This window comes from Thermoactinomyces sp. CICC 10735 (assembly GCF_016055175.1).
In the GTDB taxonomy this organism is placed as follows: domain Bacteria; phylum Bacillota; class Bacilli; order Thermoactinomycetales; family Thermoactinomycetaceae; genus Thermoactinomyces; species Thermoactinomyces vulgaris.
In genome coordinates, this window is the sequence record NZ_JAECVT010000006.1 from 64,339 (window position 1) to 81,926 (window position 17,588).

Genomic DNA, 17,588 nt, shown 5'->3' on the forward strand with positions numbered 1-17,588 from the left:
ATGTCAGTTTTTCTTGCCAAGGCAAAAAACGTTGCTCTGGACGAAAAGCCGGTTTGCCTTTTATGATAAGAATGCTTTGGCAGGGAAAAGGAGTGGAGAAATTTGTTGAATTTATCCGGACCGGACCCAAGGAGTGCCCAAAAAGGGGCATGGCTCAGCATGGCCGCCTACTTGGTTTTGTCTCTTTTGAAATGTTGGACGGGGTTACATATCCAATCGGAAGCGATGTTTGCGGACGGATTGAACAATGTTTCCGATTTGTTGCTTTCCTTTGCCATCCTGATCGGATTAAAAGTTTCACAGCAACCGGCAGACCATAACCATCCGTTTGGCCATCGCAAGGCGGAAACCATTGCCACCCTGGTGGCGGCTTCGTTCATGGTGTTGGTGGCGGTGGAAATTTGGGTGCGTGCGCTTCAGGCCCTGTGGCGTCCGCCACAAAATGAGGCGCATCCGTGGGCCTTTGCCGTGTCGATCGGTTCGGCGCTGATCATGTTCGGCGTGTCGTATGTCAATTTTTCGTTGAGCAAAAAAACCGGCAGCCAAGCCTTGGAAGCCGCCGCCTGTGACAACCGGTCCGATGGATTGGTCAGTCTCGGGACAGCGGTGGGCATGGCGGGAGCTTATTGGGGCTGGCATTGGATGGACCCGCTTCTGGCGGTGGTGGTCGGAGGTATGATTTTTAAAACCGGTTGGGAGATCGGCCGCCCGGCCGTTGACGAACTGATGGACGGATTTGATCAAGAGAAGCTGGAGAAAATCGAACAACAGGTGCTAAAGATCAGCGGAATTGACCAGGTCCGGGAACTCCGGGCACGCTATCACGGTCCGTATGTTTTCGTGGAAATCACGATCGCAGTGAATCCTTTTTTGTCAGTGGAAGAAAGCCATGAGATCACGGAAAAGGTGGAAAAACAGTTAATCGGCTTTGACAACATCCGCCATGTGCATGTTCATGTGGAACCGGCCGGCGAGTTGAAAAAATGTATCCGATCGCTCTGACAACCCCCATGATCCAACGCAAGGTGACCAACCGGTCATCTTTTTTTGTTGCAGGCTTTCGGGATAAAGGGTTCTAAAATGGAAATAAATGGGGTTAAAAAGTGTTGAAGGATGATCGGGATGGAAGACAGAACCGTTGCCAAACATTTGTTGGATCAGTTGACAGAATGGGGATGCGAGCGCATCTACGGGGTGATCGGCGATGCAAATTTGGAGTTGTTGGATGAACTGGCCAAACAAGACCGGATCCGTTATATCGCTTGTCGCCATGAGACGGCCGCCGCTTTGATGGCTTCCGCCGAAGCGAAACTGACCGGAAAGCTGGCGGTGTGCATGGCCACCAGCGGCCCGGGGATCGCATTGCTCATAAACGGGTTGGCCGATGCTTATTTTGACCGTGCACCGGTATTGGCGGTGACCGGCCAAGTGGCGACGAAAAACATGGGCACGGGAAGCCATCAGGAAATCGACCAACAACGTTTGGTTCAACCCGTTGTGCAATATTCGGCAACGACGGTGAACCCTGAAGCTTTTCCCACCCAACTCAATCTGGCGGCAAAAACTGCATTGGCCAGAGGCACCGTGGCGCATTTGAGCATTCCCAAAGATCTGTGGAAACAAACCGTCCGGTCCCGCCTGTTTCCATTGCCACCTCCGGATCCGTCAGTGATTGCTTACCAGGAGGAGTACCAAACGGTGCTGAAGCTCTTGGAGCAGGCCGGGCGGCCTGTATTGCTTGCAGGCAGGGGAATCCGAAATGTGCGGGAGGAAGTGGTCCGGTTGGCGGAAAAATTGACGGCTCCCATCATTACCACTATGCCGGCCAAATCCTGCGTCCCCAATGATCATCCTTTGTTTGTCGGCGGTTTGGGGCAAGGCGGATCGGAAGCTTCCACCCAACTTTTGCATGAGGCGGATTTGTGCCTCATTCTGGGAGCGACGTGGTGGCCGGAGGATTACGTGCCCCAGGATCTTCCCGTGATCCAAGTGGACAGTGTTTCGGAAAACATCGGGCGGACCCATGTCCCGAAAGCTGCACTGGTTGAGAACCTCGGCTCGCTTCTCCCGGAACTGGTGAACGATGTCTCCACGAATTCCAATCCGGAGTGGGAGCAAACGATTCAGGAGAAAAAAGCGGCGTGGGATCTGAAAGTGGCCGGCGAAATCCAACAAATTCAATCGCCGTTGGCCCCGCAGCGCGTTCTTTACGCCATCAATCAACAGGTGGATCCAGATGCCGTGATTTCCGTGGATACGGGGGATCACACCCTATGGTTTGAACGGGTTTTTCATTTTGCGGAACAAGAGATTTTGCTGTCCGGCAAGTGGAGAACGTTGGGATTTGCTTTGCCGGCGGCCATTGCCGCCAAATTATGCGCCCCCGGCCGGCAATCGGTCGCCATTGCCGGGGACGGCGGAATCTTGCAAACCATTGCCGAGTTGAACACGGCGGTGAACCAGCAGTTGGCGCTGACCGTCTTTGTGCTGAAAAATCAGGCATATGCCATGGAGCGAAACAAAATGCTCGCCGAAGGGCTGGAAACGCTCGGCGCCGAACTTGCCCACATCGACTTGTCCACGGTTGCCGTCGGACTGGGGGCAAAGGCTTACCGGGTGGAGACCGAAGCGGAGTTGGAACCGGTCATTCAACAGGCTCTCTCCGAACCTTGTGTCACCTTGGTGGAAATCGTATGCGAAGCCAAAACGGTGCCACATACCAAAATCGGGAAATAGGATGGAACAAATTGGGGCGAAATGCACAAATGTTGACGAAATGTCACAAATATGACATACTGTTGCATTAAAGAAAAGTATTTATATGTGAAATTGCTTTGGCGGTACCGCTGAACCTTTTTCTTCGGACTTTTCTTTGAGATTGAAAACGCTCACAAATCTAATTCCAGGGGGAGCTTGGATGAATGCAGGTGTCATTGTCTCATTAAGCATTTATATGATTGGCATGTTGGTAATTGGTTATTTTGCTTACCGCCGGACACAAGATTTGTCGGACTACATGTTGGGCGGGAGAAACCTGGGGCCGGCGGTCACCGCGTTGAGTGCCGGGGCATCGGACATGAGCGGATGGTTGTTGATGGGATTGCCGGGCGCCATGTACGCCGCCGGGCTGAGCAGCGGCTGGATTGTGGTCGGACTGACGTTGGGGGCATATCTGAACTGGCTTTATGTGGCACCCCGTCTTCGGACTTATACGGAAATTGCAAATAATTCCATCACGATTCCGGACTATTTCGAGAACCGCTTTCAGGATTCATCGCGGATTCTCAGAATCGTCTCTGCGCTGGTAATTTTTGTCTTTTTTACCTTTTATACCTCGTCGGGCATGGTTTCCGGCGGCGAATTGTTCAAAACCGCATTTGGCATGGATTATGCGTGGGGAGTCTGGTTAACCGCCAGCGTCGTCATTTTGTACACCTTGTTTGGGGGATTCCTGGCGGTCAGCTGGACGGACTTTGTGCAAGGAACCATTATGTTTATCGCCTTGGTTCTGGTACCGGTGGTGACCCTGTTTGAAATCGGGGGATGGGGAACCACCGTTTCGGAAATCAAGTCCATTGATCCGGCATTGCTGGATGCGTTCAGAGGAACGAGCGTCATTGGCATTTTGTCTTTCCTGGCCTGGGGATTGGGTTATTTTGGACAACCCCACATCATCGTCCGCTTTATGGCCATCACTTCGGTCAAGGAAATGAAAAGTGCCCGCCGGATCGGAATGGGCTGGATGATTTTCTCCATCGTCGGAGCGATGTTTACCGGATTGCTCGGCATCGCTTACTTTCATCAAAACGCACAAAATCTGGCCAATCCGGAAACCGTGTTTATCGTTTTGTCGGACGTCTTGTTCCATCCCCTGATTTTCGGTTTCATGCTGGCGGCCATTTTGGCGGCAGTGATGAGCACCATTTCTTCGCAATTGCTGGTGACCGCCAGTGCGTTGACCGAGGACTTTTACAAAGCGTTTATGCGCCGTTCGGCATCGGATAAAGAACTGGTGCTGGTGGGACGGATTTCCCTGTTGATTGTCTCCTTGATCGCTTTGTATCTGGCCTTGAATCCGAACGAAACCATTTTGAATTTGGTTGGTTATGCTTGGGCCGGATTCGGTTCGGCATTCGGCCCCGTGGTGTTGTTGAGCTTGTATTGGAAACGGATGAACAAGTGGGGGGCCTTGGCCGGAATGATCACCGGGGCGGTTACGGTCATCATCTGGGAACAAATTGAAGCTTTTGCAGAAGTTTACGAAATGATTCCCGGATTTATCGCTTGTACCATCGCCATCATCGTGGTCAGTCTGATCACCTCCAAACCTTCCGCGAAAGTATTGGAAGAATTTGATCAAGCCATCAAACAATCCGGATGACGTCCGGATCGCAAAAAGTCGTTCTCATGTTGAGGCGGCTTTTTTGCTTATTTGGAATCTCATTGGTCATTTATTCCCTTCCCGTCGGGAATATGCTGGACATACCTTTCGATCCTGGATTTCCGGGTTTTGGATTGCTTGGCTCTTGAAAAATAAAGAAGATATGCCCGTTGGCGTCCCGGGGTTAATGCTTCAAAAGCAGTCTTCAAGGCCGGCATTTCATGAAATTTTTCTTGCAACTCTTTTGGGACGGTGTATTCATCGGTTTTTTTAAAATCTACTTTCAACCCGGCTTTTTCCACTCTGATGGCTTCTTTGATATATTCTTTTAAGATGGGCTTTTTGTCCATGATTTCTTGAACCTGGGTAAATCGGATTTGCCTTGTGGATTGCGTATGCTCCGATTGTCGGACCAAGAGGCCATGGGGATCTTTTAACAAAGCGCCTTTGTGAAACAACAACGCACAATACGATTTAAACCCGTGGATCAAGACAACATTTTTTCCCTCATATGTGTAACAAGGGTGCCTCCACTTGAAATCTTCCGTCAGCCCGCAGTCAAGAACAATCTCTCTTAGCTTCTCAAATTCTTCCTTCCACTGGCGGGCGTTGGCGATCAATGCATCCACCTTTGGGTTCTTTTCGCTCTTTGTCACTCACGAACACTCCTTTTTAAAGTTACGAATGGATTCAGTTGTATGTAGTATTTCTGATCTTTCTTTCCTTTATAGATGAAGGGATCCCGTCATTATCGCCCCTGTCAGACTCAGTCAGGTGAAGACATCCCTTCTGATCAATTGACAATATTTTTAAAAAAATGACAACACCTTGAAAACCGAATATACATTCGGTATCCTTTTAATGTTACATAAAAATTGAAGGGAACCAAAGATTCACAACGAAAAAGTTTCACGGGAGGTTTTGACAGCGTGAACAGGTTTTTGCGCTCGTTTTTTGCCCTTCTGGTTTTGTTGGCCGGATCATTCGCATTGGCCAGCGGCACGGGTTATGCCGAACCCGGGGGATTTGATGTTCCCAAGGTGAATGAAGATTTCGATCAGTTCGAACACAACCCCGGTCCGCAAAAACAACAACCAATCCATAACACAGATGTGCAGGCCGAAGAAAAAGGATTCTGGGACAAGACAGCCGAATTTTTCAAAGACGGCTGGGAGTGGGTCAGCGAGAAAGGTTCTGAGTTCATCCATTGGACCAAGGAAAAAGTAGCGGCTTTTTGGGAAGAGATCAAAAGCATTATCTCCAAGATCACCGATGTTGCCGTAAATGCTTTGGCATCATTCGGGAACTGGATCATGGAGCATAAGGGAATTGCGCTTATTGTCTTAACTATTGTCGGCATCGTCGCCGCTGTTGTTGGATTTGTCGTTGGAGCGGCGGTTGCGGTAACCACAGGGGTAAGCATTTTATTTGGTATATTGGTAAGCGGGATTATTTCATGGATTTCTGGAAACGAGCTGTTTGGCGATGAGATGTTGACAGATATGTTATTGGGAGGGGTCATAGGAGTACTTTCCGCTCTCTTTGGTTGGGCAGCCGGTTCAGGAGCGATTGCCAGCAATGTGGGACGCTGGTTGGGAACCAGAATTCCTTGGTTGGGAAAGGCCTTTCCCAAGATGTTTGGCGGCGCTGTGGGGGCAGGAGTCGACCAGAGCCTGTGGGATATTTTTAAGACGGGAAAAATCAATTGGAAGAATACTGCTATCGCTGCCGTATTCGGGTTTGGGATTGTTTTCGGCGGTGAATATATAAGCAAGAACTCGGATGACATTATTCGATGGATCAACAACCGGGAGGTTCCAAGCTTCTCCCAATCCCTCGTCATGAGCGGTGACTCTGCGGCCCTGACCAGCCCAACAAGAACACGCATTGGAGATACTCCATTCGGCCAGTGGTTGCAGAAGTTTTCGGCTAGAAACCAAAACTCTGTAAATGCTACACAATTAAGAAATTCGCCGGGTACAGTATCAGGGGGAATTAATGCTCCCAGTGTTGAAAAAATGATGCGTGGTACGCAAGGGAATATTGGTGTGATTCCAAAGGAGGTTGCAGATCAATTACGGGGCAGGGATTTTAGTAATTTTAATGAGTTTAGAAGTGCATTCTGGAGAGCTGTTGCAAATTCTAGATACGCCAGTGAATTTAGTGCTAGTAATATAAGCAGAATGAGATCAGGGAAAGCTCCTTTTACACTTCCCCAACAATGGCATGGTGGTCAACGTAATTACGTTCTTCATCATCGAAAGCCGATTCATGATGGAGGGGGAGTATACGATTTAGATAACTTAATTATAGTGACTCCTAAAATGCATCAAGAAATACTAGATAAAAAATATCATTTTGGGCGCTAAGAAGAGGGGGAAGATTACAATGGACAAATTCATCAAATCAAAAGAAGAATTGATAGTTACAGTTAGAAAGCTAATCAATGTAGAATTCTCTGAAGAAGAAGAGACTGAAATTTTGTCATTATTGGAAAAATCAGTACCTGATTTTAAAGAATTAATGAGGTTGATTTATTGGAGTGATAATGAACTTACTCCAGAAGAAATTGTTGAAAAGGCACTAAGATATCAACCAATTATTACACCTCCACCAAGTGATGATTAATAGTATTTGGATTTTGGAGGTTTCTGGGTTGTTTAAGAAGGAGGGTTAGACAGAGATGACATAAAGTCACCTCTGTCTTTTTATATATAACATTAATATTTTTTATTATTTAAACATTAATTAAAGTATAACCTGACTGCCTATAGATTCAAATGCAGTAGATTATTTATTGAGAGTTAGACTAACATATAATACAATGTATTTAACTCAAAGTAGATAAAAGGGCATAAACGAATTATATCTGATAATGTTTTTACAAGAATGAAGATAATTGGATTAATATGAAAAGTTTTTCGGAAATATTTGAGCAAGACAATGATATTAGAGCGGTCTCTTAACAGAAGAAATCCATATCGATTTCGATTCAATTAACAAAGAACTTGTTAAAATTGGGTAATCTCAAAATACCAAATCCCGAAGCTCAATGATGAAAATTGCTCTAAGCAGCCTGTAATAGCGGGCTGCTTTTTGTATGTAACATTTTCATACAGATAAAGGCTTTGTGAGTAAAATCAAGGAAGTACAAGGAGTTGGGGTTTAATATAAGAGATTAGATAATAAGGAGGTATTAAAGTTATGGGAATTCCTGCATGTATTTTAATGCCACGTGTAGAATATACTCCTGAATAACTTTTGGCTGATGCGGTTGTTTCTTCGTTTCGGGCCAATTTAGGCTTTTATTGCAGTAATACGAAGAGGTATAAAAACGGTCGCTTTAAATACACAACTTTTACAATTCGTGAAGAAAAAACTGATAAAGCTTTTTTGTGTTATGTTGATTCTAAAGAATACATGTGGGATGAACCTTTTACAGACTACGAAGATGTCGGACTGGATCCGGGACTGGATTTATGTTGTGTGGGATATATCGAAAAAATTGCAAATAAAGAAGATGTTGTTTTTCGCTTCGGTTACGAATATTTGAAAATAAATCCCAAACATTATTTTTATGTACCGGACTTTGACTTGGTGTATACATTGGAAGATATGAAAAAAATAAAAGAATCCTATGATCCGCATTGGTGTTACAAAGATCCAAAAACAGGTCAATATGTTGAATAGAAAAGGGGCAGTGCTTTTTAGCACTGTCTTTTTCATGTTTTTGTCAGTAATAATGAAAGATGATATCCAACCAATTATTTGTCTATTTGGCTTGCCGGCAGCTTCTTTAAAGGATTGGGTAAAGCCCTTTGGGATGCCCTCAAAGGGATCGCCGATATCATAGCACATCCCATTGAAACATTAAAAAATTTGTTTCATTCGATTGCCCATCCGATTGATACCATCAAAGCAATTTGGCAATCCATTTCCGAATCGTTTATACGTGATGTGATCCACGGGGATGCGAAAAGCCGTGCAGAATGGTTTGGCTATGCGCTTGGAGAAATTGTCTTGGCTGTGGTGGGAACCAAAGGTGCGGACAAAGTCGGCAAAATGGCAAGGGCAAGCAAATTGGCGAGAAAAGGAAGTGGTTTGCTTGAAAAACTGCCCGCCCCCGTACAAAAAGTACAAAAAGTGTTTACCAAAGATTTTTGGAAAAATGCCGCCAGTACTCTTTCCCGAAAGTTAAATATCAATTGGAAGAACGCGGCAATTACCGGTGTAACCGGAACGGCTCTCACAGTAATTGGATATTTTGGAATCCCCAAAATTGCCCCTGCGGCCATGAAGGTATACAAAAAGCTGGATTGCCTGGTTTATGAACAACCGGCAGACAGCTATGTGGCCATGATGCTGTTGCCTAATGGCGGGCATTGTGAACGAGGCGGGGGTAACCAAACTATAAACTTAGCCCAAAGAAATGATTTAATCAAAAATACTCCTTTGCCTAATCAAAATACGAACCAAGCCTATCAAGAATACTTTGAAAAAATTCTTGGCAAAAAACGTAACAGTGTAACCGGGAAAGACTTGGCATTGCCGGATTATCCTGTGAATATACCAGGAGAACAAATGAAAAAATGGATAGAAGATGGAAGAATCAGATCCGCAAATCCAGATGATCTGGATAATTATTTGAAGAATTTCAAAAATATCACCGTTCAAGTTGATAGTAATATATTTATTTCTTTAGACAAAAATGCAATGAAACATATATTGGAAAGTCATCATCCAAAGTACTTTAATCCAAAAGTAAGAACAACTAGAAGTGGGGACTATAAAGATACTACTCTATTGCCAAGTAAAATGTCAGAAAAAGACGTCGAAGATGTGCTAACAATGATTATTATACAAGAAAAAGAAAATATTCGTAAAAACGCAAGAAAACCATATAATTTTCAGGTAGGTAAAATAAATGCAATTGAAGTTGATGGTATTCAATATGTAGTAGGCTTTAAAGATAATATTTATTCCAATGGGAAAGCAATCCGTCGAGTCGGCCAATTCTACCCTAAAGTAAAATAATATATAACTACTATTTCTCAATTTTTAAGGAGATGTTTTTAATGTTTGAGGTTCATTCTTATATTTATTTACCCATAGACGCTCCAGATCTGGATGTACCTGATGAAATTGAAGTTACTGAAACAAGTTTAATAAGAAAAATCGATCCTTATCTTGATCATAATTATTTAGATGGTCATATAGAATTAAATTATTATCAAGAACCTATTTTATCAAAAAAACAATTTGATCTTATTGATCAGCTTTGGGCGGAACTTATTGATTTAACTTTAAGGGCTATTTACGATAAAGAAAGTAAAGGGTATTTTCCGGATCGTCCACTAGAAATGGAAATGAAAATATTGCAAAAGGGGATTGTTTTATTTTTGTTAGAGGAGAAAAAATGGTATTTGCCCAAAAGGGATTTTTTCCTGACAATTATTGATGGAGGGATTGATTTTTTTAAACATATGAATTTGGGGCTGTCTAAAGAAAATGCCATCCGATATGGGTATGCCAAAACATATAAAGAATGTTTCACAGCAAGGTCAATTATATTGGATTATTTAAAAAAGAATGTGTAGAAGTGAAATCAGAAAGAAAACAATTCCTGTGAGTCATTCCTAAGCAGCCTGTAGACAGCAGGCTGCTTTTTATATGTAACATTTTCATACAGATAAAAACATACACGAAACAGCTGAGATGATTACCTACCAAATATTTGGCTGATTGCTATAGAATGTCCCACAAGAAATTTTTGATTTTGCTAGAGAAAGAAGTATAACGATTAGAGATGAAAAAGGGAATATATTTGAACCAGATGATCCTAGACAAGGTTGGTCAAGAATATATGATAAAAATGATAACATGTTGGCGCAGTTTAGAACGAAAAATGATGGCAGTGTAAATATAGATGTTTGGATGAACGGAGTTTATGAAGATATTCATTTCAAACCATAGTATGGGGTGAGAAGAGTGAAGTATCATGTGTATGATTTAGAGGTTAACAAAGCATATGTTAAAGAACTGTGCGAAGCAAACAAAATCGATATATACTTGATTGTGGAACGTTGCTACCGTCGTTACAAAGATACATATTATTGTACGAAAGTGTATTTAAAAACAGATCAAGGCCAATGTTTTCACATTGAAGGAATAACTGAGAATTTCGGTGCGTTTAAGGATGAAGAGTTTAGTATCATTATCGAAAAAGGATGGCCTGACTTTGAGATACATGAGAAGGAAAATGGGAAATCAATCATTTTCAGGGATGAAAATTTGGAGGATACTTCCAAATTGTTTTTATTTGATACGTTTATCAATGAAGAAGGTTCATCCATCGAGGTAAAGCGTTCAACAGAAGAGTTCTTGAACATTTATCCGGTGAAAGTGGATAAAGGATTATTATTTACAAGAAATGATGAATCCATATTTATTGGTTTGGATTACGCTCCATTAGTCATCATGGCCACCAAAGATCCGGAATATATTAATGAACTGAAAAAGTGGTGGGATGAATGAGCTGAATCAAAGATTTTTGATTAGGCATGTTCTGTTTGACTTGGTGGCAGTGCTAAAGAGGCACTGTCTTTCTTATATCGAATAGAATTGTCTCTTTAATTAATTTTCTAATATTAATTTAAAGGGATGATTTTCAGAAGAAGGTAAGATGCCTGAAATCGCTTGGAATCATTATGTTACAGTTAAGAATATAATTTCTTCGTGGTCTCAATTATAAAAAGGGTGAGAGAAATGAATAGTTTTGAATAGATTTATAGAAACTATTAAAGAAAAGGAGCATTGTATCGACAACATTTTTGTATTGACGGATTTTATTAAATGCCTAAACTCTTTTAAAGATAAAGAGGGTTATGGAGAAGAGGGTAATTTATACCATCAATTGCTTAAGAAAGGCTGTCGAAGTGAAACCGGACTGTTTGGAAGCTCTTTTGATTTTGATGCGAATGCAGAATTACATTTATCGTGAGATTGACGAAGATCTATACAAATTACTTCATAAAAAATCAAAAAGAAAAAGCCAAATCACATTTTTTAAAAGGAATGTAAAAGAAAAAAAGAAGCCGGGATAAGTAAGGGTTTCGGAGATTTTTTATGGTAAAGAGGGACTGCGGGTGGGAAGTATAATTTCAAGTTTGCTTAGTGGTAATGATTGGTAGAAAGGATTGAGTTTGATGAAAATCAAGGTGCCGGATTTTTGCTACTTTTTTCAAGATGATGTGATATTTGAGACAAGTATAGGAAAAGGAAAAACCAAAAACATTAACATAGGAACATTAAACCTGCCTTCAGGTAAAATTGTTGCATGTGATCCTTTTTTACCCGACACAGATCCATTTGTTAAAGAAATTCCTTCAGGAAATTACCCTGTGATATTAAATATTGTTCATTATGTCGATGATGGTGACGAACGAATAGGAGCTGCAAAAATCAAATTCAAAAACAGCCGGGCCATTCGTTGGGAAATGGCATTATTAGATGGACAAGATTTAAGCAAATTGGAAGAAGATGAGATCTATGGGTATCCGGTGAATAGTGGCACGGGCAGTTTTGCAGACCAAGAAACTTTTCGAAAATATATTAGCATTTTGGATGACAACCCGCAGTATGAAGATCTCCTTTTGGCAGAAATGGAGAAAAATTATGCACCTACAAGAGATTGGTGTAATTTTGAAATAGACTCATCGCTGAATATCATTGCTTTTAAAAGCGGATTGGGTGATGGGTTTTTTCCTTCTTATTGGGGATATGATGAGAATAATGAGGTTTGCTGTTTGGTAACAGATTTTGGACTATTTGTAGATGAATAATAAAGGTAAATTCATTAATCCGAACTGCATAACGAAAAGCAGTTCGGATTTTTGTCACAAGGAGCGGAGCAGTGCATGAATGAAGATTTTGGCGGATTTTATCACTCTTGGTACGTAGAAAGAGCAGTCGTCCAATAACTATGAAATGTACATATACAACTACAGAAGGAGAGGAAATTATCACTTTCATTCTAACGGAACATATAAGCTTACACCAAGTTACTTTGGACGGCAGGGAGAGGAAAGAGTGGTTGAAATCAAATATTGAATCATCGAAGACTTGGATGAACTGAAAGCGTTCGACCGATACCGCTTTGATGATTGGAGAAATCGAGGGATTCGATTGAACGATAAAGCTTATAATGACGAAACTTACCATGAAAACGGGCTACGTTTGGGTGAAGAAGGATGGGAACTGATCAATGTCTGGTTTAGCTCCCGGCAATCAAGATAATCGTATTTCTCTGGATTTAGGCCGTTTTTTTAATTGGAGGGGAATTGAGTGAAACAATCAACACGTTTTGATGAAAAAGAATACATTTTAATTAGTTTAAAGCCACAGTTTTATGAACTGATTATGGCAGGGAAGAAAAAGCATGAATTCAGAAACCGGTTCCCAAACAAGAAAATAAATGCTTTTATTTATGTTACAAAGCCTATTGGTGCAATAAAAGCCTTGCTTGAGTTGGATGAACCCATCTGGGAGCCAAAAGATTTGGTCGGTCATGAAGGTGTTGGTGTCCAAGAATTTATTCATGGACAAAAACCGGGGAGAATGGCTCTGCCAATTAAAAATATACACCCGTTGAAGAAAGAGGTTGATTTGACAATTTTGAAGAATGAATTTAATACTTCTGCTCCGCAATCCTATATTTATCTGCATAAGAAACCTGAATTATTAAATTATCTTTTGTCGCTGGTTTAATGTTTTTTATTTCTCACACAGCAAGGATGTGAAAAGCAGTGGTTGAAATTAAATATCGAATTATCGAAGACTTTGATGAACTGAAAACATTGGACCGATACCAATTTGATGACTGGGGCGAAATCGAAGGTTTTTTTATGATTCGGTTTAACGATAAAGCTTATAATGACGAAACTTACCATGAAAATGAACTTCGTCCCGGTGAAGAAGGATGGGATCTAATAACGATTTGGTTTTGTCATTTGTTGAAAGCTGTGCAACTCTTGGAAGGGCATGATTACGTGGCGGTGAGTGATATTGATGCATTGGAGGTATTCATCGAATTTAAAAGAGAAAAGCAAACGAACCATCTCTATGCAGGGGCCATTTTCGTTCCGTCAGAAAAACTATCTGATATTCGTGAAACGGTCGTCACCAAACCATTACCATATTATAAATATGAATTTATAAATGAAAAAATCACTTATGAAGAATTGAAAGAAGAAGCGATAAACAAATGCCAACAATATGTTCAGGAATGGGAACACATTAATCCGGAGCTGATATTGGCAGGGGAAGAGTGGGCCAATTTTATCCTGAAGAGTAGGTGGATTAATTGTTCTATGTAAATTCGTTGATTCTAAAGCCTGGAAAAGAGATCACTGATTTAAAACAGTTAAAGCAAAAGAGAAATGATTACTTTGTGGCAATCGGCAATGCGGATGAGTTAATCGGGATGAAAAGTGAGATCGATTTCCATTATATTCATGGCGCCATTGAATTGATTGATTTGGATTCGGATCAGATTTTGTTGGATGTGGATGCATGGGATTTGGTTGACCAATTGTGGGGGTATCTTCTCGATGTGATGGAACAGGTGGTAAAAACCGGGGAAGGAGAAACGTTATTTCCGGATCAACCCGTCAAGCTGTCCATTCAATCGATTTCAAAGGATTGGGTCCTTTACCGGTTGCAAGCCAATGACAAAGTGGAAGCCGTCTTGCCGAAAAAAGCTTTTTTGGAAGCATTGTTGGATGGGGCAGAGATGTTTTTTCAAACGATGACAGAATGTTTTAAGGAGCAATGTGATTATCAATACGAATTGAACCAAATTCATACTTTGCGAGGGTTTTTGAATCAGTGAAGGGCAGTGCGCAAAAAGCACTGCTTCTTTTTACAGGTTGCCGGTAAGGAAATGTTTTTGGATTCTATGACCTTAATGAGGTGAGTGAAGGTGAAAAAGAATGAATATTCCATTGCAACCTCTCCCTTTACAAGCGTTAAACAGTTGGAAATGGGTTTTGCCAGTCAGTTTTATCTTGACATGGAGCAGTGGAGCAATTTTCGTCAAACTCGGTTTGGAGTATGCCAATCCTTTCACATTTGTGTTTCTTCGTTTTCTTTTATCAACGGCATTACTCTGGGGCATTTGTTTGATGAGCCGATTCATTTACCCGAAAACGATAAAAAGAATGGGGGTACATTATAGTTACGGGGCTTCTGTTGCAAGCCGGATACCAAATTTTTTATTTTTTTGCACTGGATCAACACATGTCTCCGGGAATGTTGGCAATTATTTTGGGTGCACAACCAATCATTACAGCTTTTTTGGGGGAAAACAAAACCAAGTGGTTTGGGCTTTTTTTAGGGTTAAGCGGATTGATTTTGGTTGTTTTTGATAATATCACAAAGCCAAACTTCACTTTATATGGCTTAATCAGCGCCATTTTGTGCTTGGTCTGTATCGCAACCGGTACATTTATGCAAAAGCAAATTCCTATCAGTCAGCCGGTCAACATGGCCATTCAATATTCCGGAGGTATTTTGGTTGTTTCAATGTTTCTCCCGTTTTTTGGAGGATGGCATGTTCAATGGAACTCCACCTTTTTGATCAGTTTGTTTTGGATGGCGTTGGTGATCTCGGTTGGCGCTTCCATGATGATGTATTTTATGATCCAAAAAGGAAATCTGACAAATGTCACCAGCTTGTTGTATGCTGTCCCGCCGGTCACCGCACTGCTGGATTACATCATTTTTAAAAATCAACTGTCGTTTATGGCCGGTTTGGGAATGGTTTTTATTATTGCCGGTTTGTTTTTGATTAACCGGCAAGGAAAGATCATATGAGGGCAGTGCTGCTTTCGGACAGACTGCCCTGTATTGATGAGTTTAAAAAATGGTATGAACCAGCCCGCCGTCGATCCGGAGCGAAGCGCCATTGATGGCCGAGGAACGGGGACTGCACAAAAATGCCACAAAAGAGGCAATTTCTTCCGGGCGGATCAGCCGTTGAATCAGGGAGCTCGGCCGGTGTTCGCTCATAAACCGACGTTCCGCTTCCTCCAAAGACATGGTTTCTCCTTGGTATAGCTTTTGGATGTGTTTTTCCACGCCTTCGGTTAGCGTGGATCCGGGCATGACTGTATTGACGGTCACGTTGGTTCCCCGGGTTAATTCCGCCAAGCTTCTGGAGATCGACAGTTGCATGGTTTTGGTTGCACTGTAATGGGCCATCTCCGGAGATGGCATGATGGCAGCTTCACTGGAAATAAAGAGGATTTTTCCTTCATTTCGCTCAAGCATTCCTTTGAGGTAATGGCGGGATAAACGAAGCCCGCTTAAAATATTGGTTTCAAACAGCTTTTGCCATTCTTCATCTCCGGTTTCAAAAAAATCAGCCGGCTCGAAGATTCCGAGGTTGTTGATCAAAATATCGACTTCCGGATGCTTTTGGATGATTTCGTTGCATCCGGCTTCAGAACTCAAATCGGCAACGGCCGGTTCCAGTGATGCTTCGGGATGGGAAGATTGGATCTCTTTGATGACTTGTTGCACTTTTTCTTCCCGGCGCCCGTTAATGAGGACGGTGGCCCCTTCTTGAGCAAGCAGTCGGGCGGTTGCTTTTCCGATTCCGGAAGTGGAACCGGTCACGAGCACTTTTTTTTCCTTTAAAAAGAGGTCCATGGATCATTCCCCTTTCTTGTTTGTGTTGTTCAGACGGCGGCCAAGTTGTCGAGCCGTGCAATATCTTCGCGGGTCAGTTTCCGTTGGCTCGAGGCAACATTTTGCAACACTTGTGCTTTGTTCTTGGCGCGGGTAATCACGGTGGTTACCGCCGGTTTGGCCAAAAGCCGGTTCACGGCGTGTGCCGTCGGTTTGTGGTACAGAGCAATAGTGCGAATTTTCCCTACTTTATCAGGCTTTTGTACAGGATGTTTTTCCGGCTGCCCAAGCTCCGAAGCGAATCACAGAAGCCTTTAAGTTACTGTTTCCCAGGCTTCTTTTTTGATCCTCTCCTTGATCTTGGCTGATGATAACGGCTTGGTCCGGATGCCGAATGTTCTCGGCCGCCTTGACACTTATTATGTAACTTATACTTATTTTTTGGAAGTGCGAACTTTTTAGTGATATCGATACTTCTCGGTAACACAGGCGTTTTTGGGTAACCGTATCAAACAGAAGCAGCATTGGCGATCCGAAGGGAGGAGGATCACTGTGAAAACGGAAGAGAAATCTTATAATATCCCGGTTGAGGCGCCCTTGAAAGTGGTCAGCGGAAAATGGAAAACCGTCATCCTTTGCCATTTGACCTGGGGACCGATGCGGACCAGCAATTGAAAAGAGCCATGCCGAAGATCTCGCAAAAAATGTTGACCCAACTACTGCGCGAATTGGAAAAGGACGGTGTGATCCACCGTATTGTTTATAACCAAGTGTCTCCGAAAGAGGTTTGTGAACTCAATGAATTCGGTTGGTCAATAAAGGCGGATTTGGACCAGATGTTTGCATAGGGTGGGAGAAGAATATATCAAGTGCAAAGCAAAGAAAAAAGTGGAGAAGTAAAAAGGGATTGAACGATGCATGGATCTGATCCATCCTTTGAATAAAAAAATAGGGGAGAAAGATTTCATGGAAAGTTGGGAGCGATGGGAGCCAATCCTCGGAATTCCGGCAAGGCTGTGCAATGATTCGTTTTTGGATCATCATGAAGGGGTTCTGTTGGAGTTTAGTGATGAAAACCATGAAAGAAAGGTGAGGGTTTGGTTTGAAAATGGTGTGCTGTCTTATCGGAACACAGACGAAGGATCGCTTTTGAAAACCTGGTATCAATTGGATGAACAATATCGCGATCCTTTTTACAGCCGATGGACGATGTTTAAAGTGAAGAATTCCGCCTATTTAACATGGTTTATTGAACAAAGTATAGGAATTTATGATCCGCGAGAGGTGGAGCATTATGTTTTTATCACTCCAAACGACGTGATTGAGGTTTTATCGGAATTTCCTCCAAAGGTTCAAGTCATGGCGTGTGACTCCAAGGCAGGTGAATAATGAAACAGGCCCCATGTGTAAAAGATGGGGTTTTGCTTTGTTTTTTCAGTGGTGCTTATTTACAAAAAGCGAAATACCATGATAATCTGAAATGTTTTTATAAATGAAACCGTGTACAATGGGAATAAAA

General features: G+C 42.4%; 19 protein-coding genes and 1 pseudogene. 17 read left to right on the plus strand and 3 right to left on the minus strand.

The genetic code is table 11. The features are described from left to right. The first annotated feature begins 102 nt into the window (after positions 1-102). The 3 genes from I8U23_RS12685 to putP all read left to right on the plus strand — a co-directional run bounded on the left by I8U23_RS12685 (position 103) and on the right by putP (position 4,381). Positions 103-1,002 (plus strand): cation diffusion facilitator family transporter, encoded by a 900-nt coding sequence (locus I8U23_RS12685; protein ID WP_062843370.1) that lies wholly within the window; start codon positions 103-105, stop codon positions 1,000-1,002. A 120-nt stretch (positions 1,003-1,122) separates the two neighbouring features. Beyond that, positions 1,123-2,736 carry a thiamine pyrophosphate-binding protein gene (locus I8U23_RS12690; protein ID WP_170151266.1) on the plus strand — a complete coding sequence of 538 codons (1,614 nt, stop codon included), beginning with the start codon at positions 1,123-1,125 and terminating at the stop codon, positions 2,734-2,736. A 181-nt stretch (positions 2,737-2,917) separates the two neighbouring features. Beyond that, entirely contained in the window at positions 2,918-4,381 is a 1,464-nt protein-coding gene (gene putP, locus I8U23_RS12695; RefSeq protein ID WP_131470875.1) for a sodium/proline symporter PutP, read from the plus strand. 59 nt (positions 4,382-4,440) lie between these two features. On the opposite strand, the gene I8U23_RS12700 is transcribed toward putP, so the two are convergent. Continuing rightward, positions 4,441-5,037, minus strand: a complete 597-nt coding sequence (locus I8U23_RS12700) for a YdeI/OmpD-associated family protein (protein ID WP_198051107.1) — start codon at positions 5,035-5,037, stop codon at positions 4,441-4,443. A gap of 273 nt (positions 5,038-5,310) precedes the next feature. Between I8U23_RS12700 and I8U23_RS12705 the strand changes: the two genes are divergently transcribed. From I8U23_RS12705 to I8U23_RS12760, 12 genes are all read left to right on the plus strand, one after another. Beyond that, the gene (locus tag I8U23_RS12705; RefSeq protein WP_131470873.1) at positions 5,311-6,750 is read left to right on the plus strand and encodes an HNH endonuclease signature motif containing protein; all 1,440 of its coding nucleotides are present in this window, start codon (positions 5,311-5,313) and stop codon (positions 6,748-6,750) included. 19 nt (positions 6,751-6,769) lie between these two features. Next, entirely contained in the window at positions 6,770-7,009 is a 240-nt protein-coding gene (locus tag I8U23_RS12710; protein WP_131470872.1) for a hypothetical protein, read from the plus strand. 633 nt (positions 7,010-7,642) lie between these two features. After that, positions 7,643-8,071, plus strand: coding sequence for a hypothetical protein (locus I8U23_RS12715; RefSeq protein WP_131470871.1), 429 nt, complete (start codon positions 7,643-7,645; stop codon positions 8,069-8,071). A 78-nt stretch (positions 8,072-8,149) separates the two neighbouring features. Beyond that, on the plus strand, positions 8,150-9,415 hold the full coding sequence (locus I8U23_RS12720) for a hypothetical protein (RefSeq protein ID WP_198051108.1): 1,266 nt from the start codon (positions 8,150-8,152) through the stop codon (positions 9,413-9,415). A gap of 41 nt (positions 9,416-9,456) precedes the next feature. Beyond that, positions 9,457-9,978: a hypothetical protein gene (locus I8U23_RS12725; protein WP_121873905.1), complete on the plus strand. Its 522-nt coding sequence runs from the start codon at positions 9,457-9,459 to the stop codon at positions 9,976-9,978. A gap of 391 nt (positions 9,979-10,369) precedes the next feature. Beyond that, positions 10,370-10,915, plus strand: a complete 546-nt coding sequence (locus I8U23_RS12730) for a hypothetical protein (protein WP_037996374.1) — start codon at positions 10,370-10,372, stop codon at positions 10,913-10,915. A 671-nt stretch (positions 10,916-11,586) separates the two neighbouring features. Beyond that, positions 11,587-12,222: a DUF4241 domain-containing protein gene (locus I8U23_RS12735; RefSeq protein ID WP_131470863.1), complete on the plus strand. Its 636-nt coding sequence runs from the start codon at positions 11,587-11,589 to the stop codon at positions 12,220-12,222. Between the two features lie 502 nt (positions 12,223-12,724). After that, entirely contained in the window at positions 12,725-13,147 is a 423-nt protein-coding gene (locus I8U23_RS12740) for a hypothetical protein (protein WP_037996393.1), read from the plus strand. A gap of 38 nt (positions 13,148-13,185) precedes the next feature. Continuing rightward, entirely contained in the window at positions 13,186-13,755 is a 570-nt protein-coding gene (locus tag I8U23_RS12745) for a hypothetical protein (RefSeq protein ID WP_131470862.1), read from the plus strand. Continuing rightward, positions 13,743-14,270 carry a hypothetical protein gene (locus tag I8U23_RS12750; RefSeq protein WP_037996397.1) on the plus strand — a complete coding sequence of 176 codons (528 nt, stop codon included), beginning with the start codon at positions 13,743-13,745 and terminating at the stop codon, positions 14,268-14,270. The genes I8U23_RS12745 and I8U23_RS12750 overlap by 13 nt, the downstream gene beginning before the upstream one ends. 90 nt (positions 14,271-14,360) lie before the next feature. Further along, positions 14,361-14,615 (plus strand): hypothetical protein, encoded by a 255-nt coding sequence (locus I8U23_RS12755; RefSeq protein WP_198051109.1) that lies wholly within the window; start codon positions 14,361-14,363, stop codon positions 14,613-14,615. A gap of 14 nt (positions 14,616-14,629) precedes the next feature. After that, complete coding sequence (locus I8U23_RS12760) at positions 14,630-15,253, plus strand: DMT family transporter (RefSeq protein ID WP_198051110.1); 624 nt, start codon at positions 14,630-14,632, stop codon at positions 15,251-15,253. A gap of 42 nt (positions 15,254-15,295) precedes the next feature. On the opposite strand, the gene I8U23_RS12765 is transcribed toward I8U23_RS12760, so the two are convergent. Together I8U23_RS12765 and I8U23_RS12770 are read right to left on the minus strand one after the other, a co-directional pair. After that, a complete protein-coding gene (locus tag I8U23_RS12765) occupies positions 15,296-16,090 on the minus strand; it encodes an SDR family NAD(P)-dependent oxidoreductase (protein ID WP_198051111.1) in 795 nt (264 codons plus the stop codon). Positions 16,091-16,119: 29 nt separating this feature from the next. Then, entirely contained in the window at positions 16,120-16,266 is a 147-nt protein-coding gene (locus I8U23_RS12770; protein WP_156473352.1) for a hypothetical protein, read from the minus strand. 355 nt (positions 16,267-16,621) lie between these two features. Between I8U23_RS12770 and I8U23_RS12775 the strand changes: the two are divergent. Both I8U23_RS12775 and I8U23_RS12780 read left to right on the plus strand, forming a co-directional pair. After that, a pseudogene (locus I8U23_RS12775) lies at positions 16,622-16,917 on the plus strand (winged helix-turn-helix transcriptional regulator). A 118-nt stretch (positions 16,918-17,035) separates the two neighbouring features. Continuing rightward, positions 17,036-17,458, plus strand: coding sequence for a hypothetical protein (locus I8U23_RS12780; protein WP_037996486.1), 423 nt, complete (start codon positions 17,036-17,038; stop codon positions 17,456-17,458). Positions 17,459-17,588 lie beyond the last annotated feature (130 nt).

What these genes read in the sequence shown, in the direction of transcription:
- I8U23_RS12690 (WP_170151266.1), top strand. Translation starts at nt 1,123, where the DNA reads ATGGAAGACAGAACCGTTGCCAAACATTTGTTGGATCAGTTGACAGAA.
- I8U23_RS12735 (WP_131470863.1), top strand. Translation starts at nt 11,587, where the DNA reads ATGAAAATCAAGGTGCCGGATTTTTGCTACTTTTTTCAAGATGATGTG.
- I8U23_RS12710 (WP_131470872.1), top strand. Translation starts at nt 6,770, where the DNA reads ATGGACAAATTCATCAAATCAAAAGAAGAATTGATAGTTACAGTTAGA.
- I8U23_RS12725 (WP_121873905.1), top strand. Translation starts at nt 9,457, where the DNA reads ATGTTTGAGGTTCATTCTTATATTTATTTACCCATAGACGCTCCAGAT.
- I8U23_RS12780 (WP_037996486.1), top strand. Translation starts at nt 17,036, where the DNA reads ATGGAAAGTTGGGAGCGATGGGAGCCAATCCTCGGAATTCCGGCAAGG.
- I8U23_RS12765 (WP_198051111.1), bottom strand. Translation starts at nt 16,090, where the DNA reads ATGGACCTCTTTTTAAAGGAAAAAAAAGTGCTCGTGACCGGTTCCACT.
- putP (WP_131470875.1), top strand. Translation starts at nt 2,918, where the DNA reads ATGAATGCAGGTGTCATTGTCTCATTAAGCATTTATATGATTGGCATG.